Annotated in this window: 13 protein-coding genes; 10 read left to right on the forward strand and 3 right to left on the reverse strand. The window is 43.0% G+C overall.

The window, feature by feature from the left end; genetic code table 11:
- Positions 1 to 34: 34 nt before the first annotated feature.
- Positions 35 to 2,854 (reverse strand): DNA polymerase I, encoded by a 2,820-nt coding sequence (gene polA / locus ACFSQ3_RS05355; RefSeq protein WP_380868210.1) that lies wholly within the window; start codon positions 2,852 to 2,854, stop codon positions 35 to 37.
- A 153-nt stretch (positions 2,855 to 3,007) separates the two neighbouring features.
- Between polA and rsgA the strand changes: the two genes are divergently transcribed.
- The 6 genes from rsgA (at position 3,008) to ACFSQ3_RS05385 (ending at position 11,775) form a co-directional block, all read left to right on the forward strand.
- Positions 3,008 to 3,928 carry a ribosome small subunit-dependent GTPase A gene (gene rsgA / locus ACFSQ3_RS05360; protein WP_380868477.1) on the forward strand — a complete coding sequence of 307 codons (921 nt, stop codon included), beginning with the start codon at positions 3,008 to 3,010 and terminating at the stop codon, positions 3,926 to 3,928.
- 88 nt (positions 3,929 to 4,016) lie between these two features.
- On the forward strand, positions 4,017 to 5,870 hold the full coding sequence (locus ACFSQ3_RS05365) for a hypothetical protein (RefSeq protein ID WP_380868212.1): 1,854 nt from the start codon (positions 4,017 to 4,019) through the stop codon (positions 5,868 to 5,870).
- Positions 5,871 to 5,872: 2 nt separating this feature from the next.
- Positions 5,873 to 6,631 (forward strand): type I methionyl aminopeptidase, encoded by a 759-nt coding sequence (gene map / locus ACFSQ3_RS05370; RefSeq protein ID WP_380868214.1) that lies wholly within the window; start codon positions 5,873 to 5,875, stop codon positions 6,629 to 6,631.
- Positions 6,632 to 6,655: 24 nt separating this feature from the next.
- Positions 6,656 to 8,437, forward strand: coding sequence for a TrkH family potassium uptake protein (locus ACFSQ3_RS05375; RefSeq protein ID WP_380868216.1), 1,782 nt, complete (start codon positions 6,656 to 6,658; stop codon positions 8,435 to 8,437).
- A gap of 86 nt (positions 8,438 to 8,523) precedes the next feature.
- Entirely contained in the window at positions 8,524 to 9,210 is a 687-nt protein-coding gene (locus tag ACFSQ3_RS05380; protein ID WP_380868218.1) for a potassium channel family protein, read from the forward strand.
- Positions 9,211 to 9,285: 75 nt separating this feature from the next.
- On the forward strand, positions 9,286 to 11,775 hold the full coding sequence (locus ACFSQ3_RS05385; RefSeq protein ID WP_380868220.1) for a YfhO family protein: 2,490 nt from the start codon (positions 9,286 to 9,288) through the stop codon (positions 11,773 to 11,775).
- Positions 11,776 to 11,826: 51 nt separating this feature from the next.
- On the opposite strand, the gene ACFSQ3_RS05390 is transcribed toward ACFSQ3_RS05385, so the two are convergent.
- The gene (locus ACFSQ3_RS05390) at positions 11,827 to 12,441 is read right to left on the reverse strand and encodes a ribonuclease HII (RefSeq protein WP_380868221.1); all 615 of its coding nucleotides are present in this window, start codon (positions 12,439 to 12,441) and stop codon (positions 11,827 to 11,829) included.
- Between the two features lie 107 nt (positions 12,442 to 12,548).
- Here ACFSQ3_RS05390 and ACFSQ3_RS05395 point away from each other — a divergent pair, with 107 nt between their 5' ends.
- From ACFSQ3_RS05395 to fabD, 4 genes are all read left to right on the forward strand, one after another.
- Positions 12,549 to 13,295 carry a hypothetical protein gene (locus tag ACFSQ3_RS05395; protein ID WP_380868223.1) on the forward strand — a complete coding sequence of 249 codons (747 nt, stop codon included), beginning with the start codon at positions 12,549 to 12,551 and terminating at the stop codon, positions 13,293 to 13,295.
- 14 nt (positions 13,296 to 13,309) lie between these two features.
- Positions 13,310 to 16,123 carry an outer membrane beta-barrel protein gene (locus tag ACFSQ3_RS05400; protein WP_380868225.1) on the forward strand — a complete coding sequence of 938 codons (2,814 nt, stop codon included), beginning with the start codon at positions 13,310 to 13,312 and terminating at the stop codon, positions 16,121 to 16,123.
- 61 nt (positions 16,124 to 16,184) lie between these two features.
- The gene (locus ACFSQ3_RS05405; RefSeq protein WP_380868227.1) at positions 16,185 to 17,414 is read left to right on the forward strand and encodes a M16 family metallopeptidase; all 1,230 of its coding nucleotides are present in this window, start codon (positions 16,185 to 16,187) and stop codon (positions 17,412 to 17,414) included.
- A 108-nt stretch (positions 17,415 to 17,522) separates the two neighbouring features.
- Positions 17,523 to 18,407: an ACP S-malonyltransferase gene (gene fabD / locus ACFSQ3_RS05410; protein ID WP_380868229.1), complete on the forward strand. Its 885-nt coding sequence runs from the start codon at positions 17,523 to 17,525 to the stop codon at positions 18,405 to 18,407.
- Positions 18,408 to 18,667: 260 nt separating this feature from the next.
- On the opposite strand, the gene metK is transcribed toward fabD, so the two are convergent.
- On the reverse strand, positions 18,668 to 19,924 hold the full coding sequence (gene metK / locus ACFSQ3_RS05415; protein ID WP_380868230.1) for a methionine adenosyltransferase: 1,257 nt from the start codon (positions 19,922 to 19,924) through the stop codon (positions 18,668 to 18,670).
- Positions 19,925 to 20,021 lie beyond the last annotated feature (97 nt).

A 20,021-nucleotide genomic window follows, 5' to 3' on the forward strand; every position in this document is an offset into this window, starting at 1 on the left:
TGAAATTCCTATTTAGATGTTGTGTTTATTGAGTTTAATGCGCTTCTAACCAATTACTGCCCTCGCCGATTTCTACTTCCAATGGAATTTCCATTTTGATAGCCGTTTTCATGCGGTGACTGATGATTTCTTTAAACGCTCCGACTTCCTCTTTTGGTACGTCGAACACCAATTCATCATGCACCTGCATAATCATTTTGCCTTTCAATTGCTTTTCTACAATATCTTGATGAATGTGGATCATAGCCACTTTGATCATATCTGCTGCAGAACCTTGAATCGGCGCATTGATGGCATTTCGCTCTGCGAAACCACGAACAGTCATATTTGCTGAATTGATATCGCGTAGATAACGTCTGCGTTTTAGAATTGTTTCCACGTAACCGTTTTCTTTCGCGCTTTCGATCGTCTGCGACATGTAATCGCGGATTCCACTGTATTGTGTGAAATATTGATCGATAATTTCCGCAGCTTCTTTTCTGGAAATATTTAGGTTTTGAGATAAGCCGAAGGCCGATTGACCATAAATAATTCCGAAGTTGACTGCCTTCGCGTTACGACGTTGATCGGATGTTACTTCGTCCAGTTCTAAGCCGTAAACACGCGCTGCTGTTGCGCGGTGAATATCTAAGTTTTGCTGAAAAGCTTCGATCATATTTTTATCCTTACTTAATTCCGCCATTAAGCGAAGCTCAATTTGTGAATAATCGGCCGAAAGCAAAACATGATTTTTGTCGCGCGGAATAAATGCTTTGCGCACTTCGCGGCCGCGCTCGGTACGAATTGGAATATTCTGTAGGTTCGGATTGGTAGAGCTCAAACGTCCTGTGGCCGCAACCGCTTGGTTGTATGAAGTGTGAATGAGCCCGGTTTCCTTGTTGATTAATGCTGGAAGTGCATCAACGTAGGTCGATTTCAGTTTTTGCATCTGGCGGAAATCTAGAATTTCCTGCACGATATCCGATTTATCCGCTAACGCTAGCAGGACATCTTCGCCGGTTTTATATTGTCCCGTTTTGGTTTTCTTCGCCTTTGGATCAAGCTTTAGCTTGTCAAAAAGTACTTCGCCAAGCTGTTTCGGCGACGCAATATTGAACGTTACGCCCGCCTTTTCGTAGATCGACTTTTCTAAACGAGCGATATCTTTTTCGAGATTGGTGGATATAGCTTTCAGCGCATCGGTATCGATTTTTACACCATTTCTTTCAATTGCAGAAAGCACATAAACCAACGGGAATTCTACTTCTTTCGCTAGCCTTTCGGTAGCGCTTTCTTCCAGTAGTGGTTGAAATATTTCTTTTAATTGCAATGTAATATCGGCGTCTTCGCTAGCGTACTCCTTAATTTGCTCCAATTCTACATCGCGCATGGTGCCTTGCTTTTTGCCTTTCGGTCCAATCAGTTCGGTAATAGAAACCGGCGTGTAACCCAAATAGGTTTCTGCTAAAACATCCATTCCGTGGCGTGTGTCTGGATCAATAAGATAATGTGCTAACATCGTATCGAACAATTCTCCTTGAAGCTGGATGCCATATTGCGATAGCAGAAGGATATCGTATTTAATGTTTTGACCGATTTTGGTAATATTTGGATTTTCCAGAACCGCGCGGAATTTCTCTAAAATTGCTAGCGCTTCATCGCGATTCGCTGGCGTCGTAACATAATAAGCTACGTTTTTCTGCAAGGCGAACGACATGCCGACGATTTCTGCGGTCAGCGCATCTAAGCTAGTGGATTCCGTATCGAAAGCAAATTCTTCAGCTTTTTCCAAAAGCTTAATCAATTCGGACTGTTTTTCCTCCGTATCCACGAGCTGATAATCGTGCTTGATGGTGTTGATGCTGTGTTCTGGTGCTTTTGGCAAATCATCCGCCTTTGGCATATCGGGGAAACCAGATTTATCTGTTTGAAATAAATCCATTTGTCCAGAACTTTTCGTCCCGTTGGCATCGGTAATGGTAAAATCTTCGCCAAAAACGCGTTTACCCAACGTGCGGAATTCCAATTCCGAAAATAGTGGTTCTAGCAGTTCCTTGTTTGGCTTGTCGTAGATTAGTTTATCTTCCTCCAAATCCACCGGCACGTCAAGCAATATGGTAGCTAACTTTTTCGAAATCAATCCCTGCTCCGCAAAATTCTCGACATTTTCTTTCTGTTTACCTTTTAGCTTATCCGTATTTGAAATCAATCCTTCGATGCTATCATATTCTTGGATCAATTTTTTTGCTGTCTTTTCCCCAATTCCCGGAATTCCCGGAATATTATCTACTGCATCACCCCATAAGCCAAGAATGTCAATAACTTGCAGCACATTTTTGATTTCCCATTTTTCTAAAATTTCCGGTACACCGAGCGTTTCTGCACCGTTGCCCATGCGCGCAGGTTTATAAATAAAGATGTTTTCCGAAACCAATTGTCCGAAATCTTTGTCGGGCGTCATACAATATACAGTGTAACCTTTTTGTTCCGCTTTCTTGGCCAGCGTTCCGATAATATCGTCGGCTTCGTATCCATCTTTGGTGATGATCGGAATATCGAAACCTTCAATCAGGCGGAAGATGTATGGAATGGCTGCGGATAAATCTTCCGGCATTTTTTCGCGATGTGCTTTGTAGCTTTCGAAATCAATATGACGTTGCGTCGGTGCGTCGGTATCGAAAACAACGGCAATGTGCGACGGCTGTTGATTTTTGAGCACGTCCAACAAGGTGTTGGTGAATCCCATAATTGCACCAGTATTTAACCCGTAAGAAGTTAATCGCGGTGCTTTATTCAACGCAAAATAGGCGCGATAAATCAATGCCATACCGTCCAAAAGGAATAATTTTTTATCGTTGTTTTTCGGATTGCTCATGCCAAAATAGTTGTAAATCGATGTGTAGCAAATATACTTTTTTATTTTTTAGCGGATCGGGCTTTTGCATGGTTGGTGCTCGCGGTATCGTCGCTTTTCGTAGATTTGTGTTTTATAGCAAACGGAGAGCAGAAAAGAATGAGTCGCGGCAGCATAGCAGGATTGGTCACTAAATCGACGGGAAGTTGGTATCAGGTGCTAGGAGATGATCAGCAGCGGTACGAGTGCCGTATTAAAGGGAAGTTTAGAACCAAAGGAATTAAAACCACGAATCCTATTGCCGTTGGTGATCGCGTCACGATTGAGCTGGAGCAGGAAGAAGGCGTGGCGGTTATCACGACTTTAGAACCGCGTAGAAACTATATCATTCGTCGTTCCATTAATTTATCCAAACAGACCCAAATCATTGGTGCTAATTTGGATTTAGCGCTGCTCGTTGTCACGTTGGCTTCTCCACCAACATCTATGGGCTTTATTGATCGTTTCTTGGTGACGGCGGAAGCTTATAGCATTCCGGCCGTGTTGGTGTTCAATAAACTGGATTTGTTTAGCGACGAAGGTTTAGAAATCCTACAAGAATATCAATCCGTTTACACCAACATTGGTTACACCTGCTTAAGCGTTTCCGCACTAGAGCAAACAGGTTTGGATGAACTGAGAGCAATGCTGCAAGATAAAATTACCTTGGTTTCAGGACATTCCGGTGTTGGAAAATCGACCTTAATCAATGCGTTGATTCCCAACGTAAGCTTAAAAACCGGACAGATTTCTTCTTGGTCCGACAAAGGAAAGCATACTACCACGTTTGCGGAAATGTTACCATTACCGTTCGGTGGAAACCTGATCGATACCCCAGGAATTCGCGAGTTGGGCATTGTGGATATCGAGCCACAGGAATTGTCGCACTTCTTCCCAGAAATGCGTGAGCGCTTAAACCAGTGTCGTTTCAATAATTGCCGCCATGTCAACGAGCCGGGTTGCGCAATTATCGATGCTGTTGAAGAGGGCGATATTGAACTATCCCGTTATGAAAGTTACCTCAGTATGTATCATAACGAAGATTCTAGGCACTAAGCATTTATAAAAGAAAATGTAATGCCAAAACATAGGTTGTTCTTCTTTGTTAAAGAGAAGAATTTATGGCATATTTGATCGGAGACGAATGATGAAACCTATTTGGAAATGGATACTCGGCATCCTTGGAGGATTGCTGTTGCTGCTGTCGATCGCTGCTTGGTACTTAAGCAACAATTACAAGCCTATTATTGAAAAGAAATTGAAGGAAGTAATTTACACTTCTTCGGACAGCCTTTACACGCTAGAGTATGACGCTCTAGACCTAAATTTGCTGCTTGGAAACGTGACATTAAAAAAGGCTCGTTTGGTAGCCGATAGTGCGGTTTACGAGAACTTGGTAGCAACCAAGAAAGCACCCAACAACCGTTTCTACATTGTTTTGGACGAGCTGAAAGTACGTCGTGTTAATGTGTTGAATGCGATTTTGGGTAAAGGTTTGAGCGTAAAGTCCCTAGAATTGGCATCGCCCAAAATACATCTCATCAGTGAGCATCATGCTTACAATGATACGGTCAGCAACGAAGAACCAAAAACGTTGTACGAGCAAATCAAAGAAGATCTTTCATCCATCAAAGTCGATCAAATTAATTTCAGCAATATTAAGTTTACGCACACCAAGATCGCTGATGGCAAAAAATCGGTTATGGGATTGGATAGTATCCAATTGCGTATTGCGGATGTTCGTATTGACGAGAAATCCGATAAAGATTCCACGCGCTTGTTTTATACCAGCGAAATTGACGTGGATTTGCCGGGCTTCGAATACGATCTTCCCGACGGATTTTATCGCGCAAAATTCGATCGATTGAAAGTCAATTCGCGCAAGCAAAACCTTGTGATTAGCAAGGTTTCTTTCGCGCCAAAAATGAGTAAATCAGCGTTTTTCAAACAAAAAGGACAAAACGTTACGATGGCAGATCTAAAATTGGATTCCATCAAGCTAGATGGTTTGGACTTCGTGCAGCTAATTGAAAATAACAAAATCCGCGCACGCAATGCGCACTTGCAACGCGGATCCGTTTCGCTTTATATGGACAAGCGCTATCCACCTCGTCCGGGTACAAAAATCGGAAAGGCTCCGCATCAGCAGATTATGAAATTAAAGCAAAACCTGTTGATTGATACCGTGCGTTTGGATGGAGTAAACGTACTTTATGGGGAATTCAGCAAAAAATTCGACAAAGAGGGTGTTATTACTTTCGATGGTGCACGCGGAATTATTACGAATGTAACCAATGATAGCGCCACATTACAGAATGATAAGTTCATGCGTGCTGATCTCCATGCGCGGATTATGAATGCCGGTAATTTACATGTGATTTTCGGGTTCGATATGCTAAGCAAAAACGGAGCGCATACGTATAAAGGAAGTCTCGGTCCTACAAAAGCAACAGCGTTTAATCGTATCCTGACGCCTTTGTTAAATGTGGAAATTTCTTCGGGAAATATTAGAAAGATTACCTTTGACATGGCTGGAACAGATTATCGAAATTGGGGAGATTTCCGGTTTGACTATGATGATCTTAAAATAAGCCTTTTGAGTCGAGAGGACGAAAATGGTAAAAGATGGCACAAGCGAATTGTTTCTTTCTTGGTCAATCAGGTACTTATCAATGATAGCAACCCCGATGCTAATGAGGTTTACCATAAAGCTTATGTTAAATATAAGCGAGATCCGCAGCACTCGTTTTGGAAAACGCTTTGGCAAAGCTTGTTGGATGGTATCAAGCAGACAGCAGGGATTAGCGCCGAGCGTGAGGCTAAGCTAACGAAGGCTGGGATGCGCACCCAACGTGTTGCCGAACAGACGAAGGAAGCTGCACAGCAGACGGGAGGATTTGTCAAAAATCTTTTTAGCAAAAAGGATAAGAAGGACAATAAAGACAAACAGGAAAAATCCTCCAAAAAGAAAAGTAAGAAAGAAAAAGCGAAAGATTAAATATGTCGATCACAAACGAGCAAGAACTGGAAGGGATGAAGAAAATAAGCGAGGTGGTTGCCCACACGCTTAAAGAAATGGTGGCTTTTGCGAAGCCCGGTATGTCAACAAAAACGCTGGACGACTATGGTCGCGATATATTGGAATCTTTTGGGGCAGCTTCGGCGCCCTACAAAACCTATGGATTTCCGGGCTTTACTTGCATCAGCGTGGACAACGAATTTTGTCATGGTATTCCTTCCGAAACAAGAATTCTCGAGGAAGGACAGCTTATTAATATTGATGTTTCAGCGGAGCTGAATGGTTTTTGGTCAGATAATGGAAGCTCCTTTGTCGTTGGGAACGTTGCATCGGAATACGATAACCTATTGATTGCTTCACGTGAGATATTGCATGGTGCCATCTCACGCATCAGCGGTGGCGTTCGCATCGCAGATGTGGGTGAATGGATGGAAAGCGAAGCGAAAAAGCGTGGCTATCGCGTTATTAAGAACTTGACCGGACATGGCGTTGGACGCAGTTTGCACGAAGCGCCACATGAAATCGCTAATTTCCGTGATCGATTCAATCGGGAACGCTTCAAAAAGAACACAACGGTAGCGATTGAAACGTTTATTTCCACGGATTCTTCGGAAGCTATCACGCTGAAAGATGGTTGGACAATGGTCGGCAACAAAGGTGGTTATATGGCACAGCACGAACATACCATTTTAGTGACTGGAGGAAAACCTGTTATCCTGACGGCTAGTAACGGCGTATAATTTTCGGCGCTTTTCCGCAAAGTTATGTTTGGTGCTGTTCCCTATTTACTGAAGCACAAAGTGCAACTACTGGATCGCATCCAGTTTTACACCAGCATGTTTGGCGTTGTGCTCATTTTGTTGCACGTCGGTTTTGTGCGAGCCACGGATTTGACGTACTTCATGCGGCAAGCCGGAACCGTTATTTTCTACATTTTATTTGCTGTCGAAATGTTGCGCACGATCGGCGCATTTTTGGTAAAAAAGCGTTTTGATGGATCCAGCTATTCGGGCATGTTTGTTTGCCTTTATATGCTTTTGGTGTTGTTTGCGCGGCACATCGGCTGGGAAGGCATGGATTATTTCTTTGTCCGCGACGAATGGATATTTCTTGGCGTTGCCTTGGTTTTCCTGATTCAACTATCTAAAAACAGCCTGTTTTTAGATAAATTATATTTTAATCCCACCATTTTCTTTGTCATCAGCTTTCTGGCGTTGATTCTTTTGGGTACCGTTTTATTGATGTTGCCACAAACCTCCATCGAAGCACCTTTAGATTTTATCGATGCATTCTTTATGTCAACAAGCGCTGTCTGTATTACGGGTTTGCAGGTGACCAATATTGCTTCCGAATTTACATTCTTTGGTCAGCTCGTAGTTTTGTTGCTGATTCAAATTGGCGGTTTAGGAATCATGACGTTTACTGGTTTCTTCGGCTATTTTTTCTCGGGTGGATTTTCTTTCAAAAACCAGCTCATGTTCGGTGAAGTACTTGGCGAAAACAAGCTTAACGAAGTGATTCGGACATTGTTGATGATTATCTTCATGACTTTTTTGCTGGAAGCTATTGGGGCCATAATGTTGTTCTTCGCATTGGACGGCGCGAATTTCGAACATGTAGGGCAGCGCTTGTTTTTTGCGGTCTTCCATGCTATATCAGGCTTCTGCAACTCGGGTTTCACGCTCATCGAAGGCGGAATGGGTGCGAATGTTTATCGGTTTAATTATGGTTTCCAGCTGGCATTATCCAGCATGTTTATCTGCGGAACGTTGGGGTTTGGTGCTATACACAACTTTTATACCTACCTGATCAAAACGTGGCACGCTGGCGTAGATCGTTTTTTTCATCGCCGCCGCGTAAAATACAAAGCGCACAACTTTTCTTTTTCTTACAAATTTGTCATTTATTGTAACGCGATTATTATTGCTCTAGCAACAGTGTCTTTCTTTCTGCTTGAATATAATAATACGTTGGCGGCGGACTCATCCTTTTCCGGTAAATTGACGACGGCATTTTTTATGGCCAATTCTTCACGAACGGCTGGATTTGAAACGGTGGGCGTAGGCATGCTATCCATGCCGACATTAATTATGGCAGTTACATTAATGTGGGTCGGATCATCACCGGGATCAACTGGAGGTGGCGTTAAAGTGACTTCCGTTGCGTTGGCCTTATTAAATATCGTCGCCTTGGCCAGAGGCAAGGAATCCATTGAGATATTTGGACGAAGAATTTTGCCGGAGTCGGTTAGCAAAGCTTTTGCAATTATCTTATTATCGATATTAAGCATCCTACTTTGTTTCATTTTCCTTAATGTTACCGACGGAAATTTAGACACGACAGCATTGCTTTTTGAATCGATCTCCGCGTATACAACTTCCGGATTAAGTTTGGGAATCACGCCAGATTTGAGTACAGCAGGGAAGATGGTGGTGATGACGACAATGTTCGTCGGCCGAGTTGGTATGCTGACCTTGCTTGTCGCATTTATTAAGGACTCGACCAAGAAAAGTTATATATATCCTTCAGAGAAAATGATGTTTTAACGAAATGTCCGGGATTGCAAAACACAAACCCGAACGATGATAGTCTTCGCATTTGATAGTGCCATTAAAAAACAAAAAACTTACATATGAAATATATTGTGTTAGGATTAGGCCATTTCGGCAGATCGTTGGCGGTGCAGCTTACGGAAATGGGACACGAAGTAATTGGCGTAGATGTAAATTTAACACTCGTCGAGCAGCTGAAAGACCGTGTTACACATACCATCTGTATGGATACTACCGATCGAGAATCAGTTCGTTCGCTCCCGTTAAAAGACTGTGATGCGGTCATTGTTGCGATCGGCGAAGATGGTGGCGCTTCTTTGTTAACGACAGCGTTGCTGAAGCAGCTCCACGTGAAACGTATAATCGGCCGTATAATTTCGGATTTACAGAAAACGGTTTTGGAAGCCATGGATATTGCCGAATACGTGATGCCGGAAGAGGAAACAGCACATCGATTAGCCATGCGTTTGGACAATATGGATATTGTTGATTCGTTTAAGGTGTCTGACAAATACAGTATTATAGAAACTAAAGTGCCACCAAAGTACGTTGGCCGCTCACTACAAGAAGCAAACTTGACAAATCAGTTTAAGGTAATTGTGTTGACCACATTGCGCGATCAGGAAATGATGGAAGACGGCCGACTAACTATAAAGCGGGAAGCGTCCGGCATTGCGAAGTCGAGTACGGTGTTGCAAGCAGATGATTTATTGGTACTATTTGGCGAAATGTCGGATATTATGCGTCTGATTCGGAAAGGGGAATAGCGGGAAATACTTCCTTGTATTTTAAATTATTTCTATATTTTTGACGCTTAATCAGTATTTAATCCAAAAGTGCGCATGAAGACTTGGTTTAAGGAGAATGCCTCCCACCTCACAATTATAGCAATATTAATCGTACTCGTATTTTTCTATTTTACGCCAGTTTGGCAAGGTAAAACATTGGCGCAATCTGATGTTGTGCAAGCGGCAGGCGGACAAAAGGAGATGTTCGATTTCAAAGAGAAGGACGGCGATGCGCCACTTTGGACAAACTCTATGTTCGGCGGAATGCCTGTTTACCAAATTTGGTTAGGTCACGAAGCGAACGTAACTACATACATTTCTAAAGCCTTACGCGCGGTATTTCCTCCACCGTCAGACATTCTACTGTTGTACTTATTGGGCGGTTATTTTCTGTTCAGCGTACTTCGCGTGAAACCTTGGCTTGCCGCCGTCGGTGCGGTTGCTTTGGCATTCTCCTCCTACAATATGATTTATATTGAGGCCGGACACATGAATAAAGCATACGCCATAGCTTATATGGCGCCAATTATAGGTTCGATTATTTTATGTTATCGGGGTTCTTGGCTTTGGGGAGGATCGTTGCTCGCGCTCTTCATGGCATTGGAAATCCGCACCAACCATATTCAGGTTACTTACTATTTGTTTATCGCCTTGTTGGTGCTTGTAGGTTTTGAATTGTACTATGCGATTCGCGACAAGCAAGTCAAGAAGTTTGTGCAAAACTCTGCGGTACAGTTAGGTGCCGTTTTAGTGGCGGTGATGGTGAATGCCACCGTGCTATTCCCTACCTACGAATATAGCAAGTTAACAACGCGCGGTAAGGCAAATATCACCAGCACGGAACAAGGAGGAAGCTCTGATTCGGGTTTGAGTAAGGAATATGCTTATGGCTGGTCGCAAGGTGTTGGCGAAAACTTAACATTATTGATTCCAAATGCTTACGGCGGACGTTCCGGTGGTGTGTTGGACGGCGATTCGCATGTCGCGAAATTCGTTAAAAGCTTAAACGCAACGGACGAGCAAGCGGCACAATTTGCACAGTCGATGCAAACGTATTGGGGTGAGAAGATGTTCACATCTGGTCCGTGGTACTTCGGTGCTGGAATTATCTTTTTGTTTATCCTAGGTATTGTTATCGTTCAAAATAAATACAAATGGTGGTTAGTTTCAGCAACCGTTTTGACCATTTTTTTAGCATTCGGTAAGCATCTGCCATTTATTTCGGATTTGTTCTTCGATTATTTCCCGATGTACAACAAGTTCCGTGCAGTAGAATCGATTTTAGTTATTCCTTCCGTGTTGATTCCAATATTGGCGATTATGGCCGTGGATCAGTTGATAAGTCGACCAACCGAAGTGAAAAACCTAGATAAGAAATTACTGTATGTGGGTGGTTCGGTCGCTGCATTATGTTTGTTGGTCGCATTAATCCCGGATTTGTTCTTGAATTTCCGTTCATCTACGCACCAACAATTGGTAGCAACCTATCAACAGCAAGTTGGCGATGCTGCCATGGGTAATGAATTGGTAAACGCTTTATTAAAAGATCGTGCTGCGATTGCTAGTGCAGATGCGTGGCGCTCCTTGCTGATCGTTGTGCTAACATTTGGAGCAATTTGGTTCTTCGTGAAGAAAAAGGCTTCGTTAACTGTTATGTTGGCGGTAGTTGGTTTGGTGACGTTGGCGGATCTTTGGACCGTAGATAAACGTTATTTAAATAATGATTCTTTCATGTCGCCAACGGCGGTACAAGATCACATGCCGAAACGTGAAGTGGATGATTTGATCTTAATGGATAAAGATCCATCGTACCGTGTATTCGATTTGTCGACCAGTCCTTTCCAAGATGCACGCCAATCCTATTACCACAAAAGCTTGGGCGGTTATCATGCTGCGAAGCTGATGCGTTTCCAAGAAATTTTGGAACATCAATTTAATGGTGCGATCAACGAAGACGTGTTGGATATGTTCAACGTGCGCTATGTCATTACGCAAGATCAAAAATCAGGCTCGGAGCGTATTCAACGCCGCAGTTCTGCTGCCGGAAATGCTTGGTTTGTTGATAAAATCACGATCGTAAAAGATGATAACGAGGAAATGAATGCTTTGGATAGCTTCAATCCGCGTAAAGAAGCGTTCGTAAGCAAAGCTTTTGAAGATAAAATCAAAGCGACGCAGTTGGGCAATAGTAGCAATTCCGATATCAATTTGGTTTCCTACCATCCAGATACGATGCGTTATGAATACACCGCTCCGCGCGATGCATTCGCGGTGTTCTCGGAGGTTTATTACGATAAAGGTTGGAAAGCATACGTGGATGGGGAAGAAGTGCCAATTATTCGTGCCGATTATTTGTTAAGAGCATTGCAACTTCCAGGCGGAAATCATACCGTAGAATTTGTGTTCGCTCCGCAATCGATGAAGATCAGCACAACATTATCTTTGATATTCTCTGTGCTGATGGTTTTGGGAATTGGCGCTGCGCTATTCTTCCAATACAGAAAAAAGCAAAATACGCCGAAAGCACATCCGGTAGGCAAATAGAAACAAAATAAATTTCGCTTCGCTTTACGACGAAGCAGATTATAAAAACCTTTAGAATAATCGAAGCTGCGGATCGGTTACTCTGAAGGTTTTTCTATGATGTGGCGTAATCCCCAATTCCATAATCGCCTTCCGATGCTTAACGGTTGGATAACCTTTGTTGCTCAACCAATCGTATTCTGGATATTCCAACGCTAAATTATCCATGTACTCATCGCGATAGGTTTTTGCCAAAATAGAAGCTGCCGCAATCGAAAGATATTTTCCATCGCCTTTTACCACGCAGGTATAAGGCACGGTTTGATAGGGCACAAATTTGTTTCCATCGATAATCAGGTAATCTGCCGGAATATGGAGTTGATCCAAAGCGCGGTGCATGGCCAAATAGGAAGCCTGATGGATATTAATTTTATCAATTTCTTCGGCGGATACGGAAGCAACAGCAAAATCCAGCGCTTCCTGCTCAATAATCGGACGCAATGCCATGCGCTTCTTTTCGGAAAGCTTTTTCGAATCGTTCAGAATCGGGTTGTAGTAATCCAACGGAAAAACAACCGCCGCAGCAAAAACCGGCCCCGCCAAACATCCTCTTCCTGCTTCATCGCAGCCTGCTTCGCGCAGTTCCTGCTGATAATAAGATAATAGCTTTATCGTTCCTTCTTTCATGCCCCGCAAAGCTACGGATTTATGTAACTTCTATGTGATAGAATCCTATTTACACTTATTTACATTAGGAATGCATTCTTTTGTGCAATAATTACTGCAAGTACACCATGAAGAGGTTTGTAGCAAGTGCCATACTGATTTTATTAGCTGGTTGCGTTGTTGCTCAGAAGAAAATGAGCGCACCATCATTTATTCAGAATATCCATATTGAAGCCGACGGACAATTGTCCGATTGGCCGACTTCTGCTTTGCAGGAAATAGATCCAACTAATCCGATTTGGTCGTACGCTATTGGGCACGATCACGAAAACCTGTATGTCGTGGTGAGCATTTCGAATCCAGAATTGCAATTGGAAGCTGCCGTACATGGTATTTCGGTAATGATCAATGCGGATGGTAAGAAAAAGGATGGCATGCAGCTGCTTTTTCCGGTGCCAGATGCGGAGACGATCCGAGCATTGACGGAAGAAAGGGAACTTTCATCAACTTATGTGCGCGATGAATTGCTAAAACGTACGCGTGGTTTCGGCGTAAAAGCATTTCCTAGAATCGTCAATGGCCTGTTGTCGTTGAACAATAACTACGGCATCCGAGCGATCGTAAAAATGAACGAGCAGGATCAATTGATTTACGAATCGGTCATTCCATTAAAGCATCTGGAGACAAAAAATAATCCCGTTGCTATTCAAGTCGGCATACAAAATCGTTGGACGCACATGCAGAAAGTAATGGCGCGGCAATCTTCCGCGCAGAATCCCTACGCAAACCGCCGGATGCCGACTAGCAGAGTGCCAAAATCACCGTATTCGGGCAAAACAGAAATTTGGGTAGTAGACCAACTACCAATACGATAAGAAGAAAATATTTTATGATATCTCCATTCAAGATCATTTACGTCAGCATCTCTTTGCTGTTTGGATCATTCGCTTACGGACAAGCGGGCAAAACCGTGCAAGGTATGTTGCGCGATACTGAATCACGACCTATTTCTGGGGCAACTGTAAAACTGACATCCGATCAGGATTCCATGGAAATTACTTCATCTCCCGCCGGAATTTACAGTTTTGGTCAAGTGAAAGCACAGCGCTTTAAAATCACGGTGAGCAGCTTAGGATTTGACACGTATGTCAAAGATTTTGATTTTCCAGCTGGACAGGATAAGATGTTTATTCCAAGTTTCGTTTTGGATGTCAACGACAATCTGATTGAAGAAGTAGTGGTGTCTGGTGTATTAACGGTGCAAGTGAAAGGAGATACAGTTGAATACTCAGCCCAGGGTTTGAAATTGCGCGAAGGAGCTGTCGCGGAAGATGCATTGAAGAGGTTGCAAGGTGTGGAAGTGGATAAAGATGGAAACGTCACTGCGCAAGGAGAAGCGGTAACGCGCGTACGAATCAACGGCAAGGATTTTTTTGGTGGAGATGTGAAGACGGCGACCAAGAATCTTCCGGCAAATATCATCGATAAGATTCAAGTTGTGGATGACTATGGAGATATGGCCAATATTACAGGGAATCGTTCAGGCGATTCAGAAAAGGTGCTCAATATTCAGATCGATCCAAAATACAATAGCGGATGGATGACCACTTTGCGGGTCGGCGGTGGTACGGAAGATCGTTTTCAAACCACGGCTATGGTGATGGGCATGACGAACAAATCGCAGGTATCCGTACTGGGAAACTTGAACAATCTAAATGCTTCCCTATTTGATTTCCAAACGATGGGCGGTGGTGCGCGGATGCGTGCTGGAGGAGCCGGACGGCCTGGAGCTGGTATGTTTGGCAATAACCAAGAAGGTATTACCAAAACGGGATCTATCGGCGTGAATATCCGACACGATTTTAGCGATAAGCTAAAAGTTTACGGAAGTTATTCGTTCGAGCATAACGATAATAATACCATTTCGAATACATTTCGGGATTACATTGGCCTAAATCAAACCGAAGAAATTACATCAGACAATAATAATGTTCGTGCTAACCACCGTTTTGAAACGAATATCGAATGGAACATCAGTCCGAAAGATTACATCAAACTAACGCCTCAGTTTGGGTTCAATAATAATGAAACCAACAATCTAGCTACCTCCATTTTGTTTCGCGATTCTTTATTGGATAACAATCAGTTGCAAACCACGCTGTCCAATTCGAGTGCGCCGCGCTATAATTTTTCGGGTTTGTATAACAGAAAGCTGAACGATCGTGGAAGAAATTTCTTCGTGAATTTTAATATTGATAATTCGGTAACCGATCGGGAGTTGCAAGAAGCTTTGGATCGGGCAGTGTACGATCCAACAAACCAATCGGTGCCGGCAACGGAAGTCTATCAACAGGTTATCCAAGATGTGCAGAACAAAAGTCGAAATGGCGGAGCGGCATTCTCGTACACAGAACCATTGACCGATAAAAGCAAGATCGAGATTACTTACGATTTCAACAAAAGTGATTACGATAACACCGATCAGCAGCGGGCAATCGATCGAGAAAACAATCCAATCGATGGTTTGCCGGGCTCCAATTACAATTACGCGTACGATTATTCCTTCACTACGCATCGCGCTGGCGCGAGTTATATGTTCGAAAACGAAAAGGTGAAGTATTCATTTGGAGCGGCGGTTCAGCCATCTTTGCTGAATGGCGATGCGTTCAGCATGAACGATCAAGCAATTATCAATCGTAGAAACTTCAATTTTATTCCGATTGCTCGTTTCGAATACAAGTTTTCCAGACAATCGAACATTACGGTTAATTATTCGGGTAGAGCAACCGAGCCAACCGTTACGCAGATTTTACCTTTCGAAGTGACCAGAAATTTAATGACGACGACTGGTAATCCAAATCTCGATCCGGAGTTCAGACATCAGTTGCAATTCCGTGTGCGCTCGGGTGATTTCCAAAAAGGAAAAACCTTCTTCGCCGTGCTTCGCGGAGAATTGGTAAACGATCGCATCGTTTCTTTAAACAAGCGCTTTAATCGTCCGGGAGAAGGAATATACCAAAATGTGGATTACATTAATGAAACGGATCCTGTTTACAGTGTGAATACATTCTACCATTTCGGCAGATCCATCAAGGACAAAACCTATAACATTATGTATATGGGTGGCGCGAACTACAATAAAAACGTTTCTTATTTGGCAACGGATTCTCTGGCTACTATTAACGATTACCGCAAGAATATTGCAAACAACATTATCCTTACACAGAGTTTGTTCTTCCGCTATACACCATCAGAGAATCTGGAGATCAATCCCGGCGTACGTTTTACCTATAATATTACGAATGCTTCCCTGCCGGAATTTGCAGCACCTAATATTACGACAATTGCACCATCATTGATTGGTTCCGTAAATCTGGGTCCAAATACGATTTTCGGCGCGGATTTATCAAAATCTTTCAATAGCGGTTACGCAAATAATGCAAATCCATTTATCATCAACAGCTACGTAGAACATCGTTTTCTAAAAGGTCAGCGCGGAGCGTTGCGTTTGCAGGGATTTGATATTTTGAATCAACAAATTAATTTGAATCGTTCGGTTGGCGAAATTATTACCGACACACAGTCGAATCGTTTAGCCCGTTATTTCTTGCTGTCGTTCACATTCCGCTTCCAAAAGTTCGCTTTAGGCGCCCCAGAAGAAAATAACAGTTTCCCAGGGGGTATGCGTCGTCCGCGCATGTAATCCGTGTCGCCAAATGTATTTATAATCGTACATTTGCAAGCACTTCTTAGCAAAGCAAAGTATGGGTTATCATTTAATACGATTGGAAAACGGGATTCGTGTGTTGTTGAATCGACAAGCGTCGACCATTACGCATACCTGTTTGATTGTCAACGTAGGATCCCGCGATGAGCAAGATGGCAAATTTGGCATGGCGCATTTCATTGAGCATTTGCTCTTCAAGCAAACAGATCGACGCAATACCAATCAAATTTTGAACAGATTGGAATCCGTCGGTGGTGATCTAAATGCCTACACCACTAAAGAATATACTTGCATTCACGCATCCGTATTGAAGCCTTATTTAAATCGTGCGCTGGATTTGTTTGAAGATATTACCTTTCATTCAACGTTTCCGGAATCGGAAATGACCAAAGAAAAAGGTGTTATTTTAGATGAAATGGCTTCGTATTTAGATAGTCCGGAAGAATCTATCATGGATGATTTTGACGATCTATTGTTTGCAGGAACTGGTTTAGGACATAATATTTTAGGCTTAGAAAAGGATTTACTGTCGATCAGTCGGCAGGATGTTCAAGATTTCATTGCGCAGAATTATACGGCGGAAGATATAGCTATTGGGATTTCCGGGGATTATACCCCGAAGGAAATCGAACGTATGGTGGGTAAATTATTTACCTTTCCGCTTCGCGAAAAGCGTCCGAAGAATTCTTCGCTGCCCGAATTGCCGAGCCCTATTCACCGTGTGGTGCATAAACCAATCAATCAGGTGCATTACGCGCTTGGTATTCCCGCGTTTGGAATCCATGATTCTCGCAAAACTGCGTTAATGTTGCTGAACAATATGCTGGGCGGTATCGGGATGAGTTCGATTTTGAACCTGTCGATTCGCGAGAAACACGGGATTGCATATACCATCGAATCCAGTTATGTTATGTATGCAGATACCGGAATATTCAGTATCTACCTAGGAACGGATGAAGAGAAAATGGCGCGCGCAAAACGTTTGGTTCGAAAGGAGTTAGATAAGCTAATGATCAAACCTATCTCCGAAGCAACGTTGAACAAGGCGAAGCACAAGTTTAAAGGGCAAATCGCACTTGCAGAAGAAAATCGTATGAGCGTAATTATCGCAGAAACTAAAAACATTCTGGATTATGGAGCAATTATCACGCTGGAGGATGTGTTTCATAAGATCGATGCTGTCTCAACAACGGATGTGCACGAAATTGCATCCGACTTGTTTGCCGAGAACCGAATGAGCTCGCTTTCCTTCTTTCCGGAAGATTAAAATGAACAATTTGCTTTAGAACTTTAGCTTGGATTGGTAACTTTCCAGCTCCGAATCAATCGTCGCGTAGGCGATGTTTGATATAGATGATGATAAATTAATTTTAGTATGAAGACAGCATATATTTTTCCGGGTCAGGGTGCCCAATTTGTGGGAATGGGACAGGAGTTGTACCAACACGACGAAAGCACGAAAGCATTATTTGAAAAGGCGAACGAACTTTTAGGTTTTCGCATTACAGATTTGATGTTCTCCGGAACGGATGAAGATTTGAAACAAACGAAGGTAACTCAACCTGCGATATTTTTGCATTCCGTATTATTAGCAAAATCCTTGGGCGATAGTTTCCAACCTTCGATGGTTGCTGGACATTCCTTAGGTGAATTCTCGGCGTTGGTAGCAGCGGGTGCATTATCGTTCGAAGATGGTTTGTTATTGGTTTCTCAGCGTGCCAATGCGATGCAAGCAGCTTGCGAATTACAGCCATCGACGATGGCAGCGATCTTGGGATTGGAAGATCAGGTTGTAGAGCGTATCTGTTCGGAAATTGAGGATGTGGTTGTGCCAGCAAACTATAATTGTCCGGGACAACTGGTGATTTCCGGATCGATAGAAGGAATTGATAAAGCATGCGTGTTGTTGACAGAAGCTGGCGCAAAGCGCGCATTAAAATTGAACGTAGGTGGAGCATTTCACTCGCCATTGATGGAGCCTGCTAAATTGGAGTTGCAGAAAGCGATCGAAGCTACCAATATCCAAGCGCCAATTTGTCCAATCTATCAAAACGTGGATGCAAAAGCATATACTGACCCTGCGGAGATCAAAGCGAATTTAATTGCACAATTGACAGGTGCGGTACGTTGGACGCAAACGGTAGAAAATATGTTAGCAGATGGCGCAGAAAACTTCGTAGAAGTTGGTCCAGGCAATGTATTGCAAGGTTTGGTGAAGAAAGTAAATCGTCAAGCAGCAACGTCGTCAGCAAGTTTGTAGATTTTGATTCGGCGGCATAGTTTGGCGGAAACCTTCCATATACAGCCATGGTCGCCTTATCGGATTGGCAATAGCAGTGGGATGCACGGACGTTGTGCCAATACGATCAGCGACGAGTTTTTTGCCTTCTTTTTTTCGGAAAAAAAGAAGGAGCCAGCCCGGCTCGAGGGCAAAATATGTTTTTATTTCACAACCTTATAAAATAAGAAAGGCTTTACCACATCGGTAAAGCCTTTCTTATTTTATCCTACCAGTAGTTTCTACAAACCAAAAGCAGCTTTTACTTTATCTTCGTAATCTAGTTTCTCCCAAGTAAACAAATCGACCTCCACGGTTTTTGTTTCGCCCATGCTGTTCTCAAAAGTTTTGGAAATTGTAACAGGTGTACGTCCCATGTGCCCATACGCAGCTGTTTCCAAGTAAATCGGATTGCGTAATCCTAGGCGCGTTTCGATGCCATAAGGAGTCATATCGAACAACTCGGCAATCTTTTTAGCAATCTCGCCGTCAGAAATGGAAACCTTACTTGTGCCGTACGTATTTACGTAGATTCCCATTGGATCTTTCACACCAATCGCATACGAAATTTGCACCAAAATTTCGTCAGCAACTCCAGCGGCAACTAGGTTTTTTGCAATATGCCGCGTCGCGTAAGCCGCCGAACGATCTACTTTTGATGGATCTTTTCCGGAGAATGCGCCGCCACCGTGCGCACCTTTTCCGCCATACGTATCTACGATGATTTTTCGTCCTGTTAATCCGGTATCACCATGCGGGCCACCAATCACAAACTTTCCGGTTGGATTGATGTGGTATTTAATGTCGTTATTAAACAACGGTTGTAACTCCGCTTTAAGCTGCGCTTGAACACGTGGAATCAAAATCTCCACAATGTCTTTTTTGATACGTTGTTGCATCGCTTGCTCATCAGCATCAAAATCATCGTGTTGTGTCGAAACAACGATGGTGTCAATGCGTAGGGGTTTGTTGTTGTCGTCATATTCCAACGTTACCTGCGCTTTTGCGTCAGGGCGTAAATAGGTGATTTCTTTATTCTCACGACGCAATTCCGCTAACTCATACAACAAGCGATGCGATAAATCCAGTGCCAAAGGCATATAGTTTTCTGTCTCGTTACTCGCGTAACCAAACATAATTCCCTGGTCGCCCGCACCCTGGTCTTGCTTACTTTGGCGTTCTACACCTTGATTAATTTCGCTCGATTGCTCGTGAATCGCTGAAAGTACGCCACAAGAATTTGCCTCAAACATGTACTCCGATTTGGTGTAGCCAATGCGTTGTATAACTTGGCGAGTAATCTTCTGCACATCCAAGTAAATATTCGACTTCACTTCACCTGCTAATATAACTTGACCGGTAGTTACCAGCGTTTCTATTGCGACCTTAGCATCCTGATCCCAGGCAAGAAAGTTGTCGATTAAAGCATCTGATATCTGATCGGCAATTTTGTCTGGGTGTCCTTCCGAAACAGATTCGGATGTAAAAAAATATCCCATAAGTTTACTTAACTTTAAATAATCAACGATTTGTGGAGAATGCAAACAATGTGTTAAAGCATTTACATGAATGGTTTTAGCACTTTTTTTCTGTGGT

The organism is Sphingobacterium corticis (assembly GCF_042684745.1).
GTDB lineage: Bacteria > Bacteroidota > Bacteroidia > Sphingobacteriales > Sphingobacteriaceae > Sphingobacterium > Sphingobacterium corticis.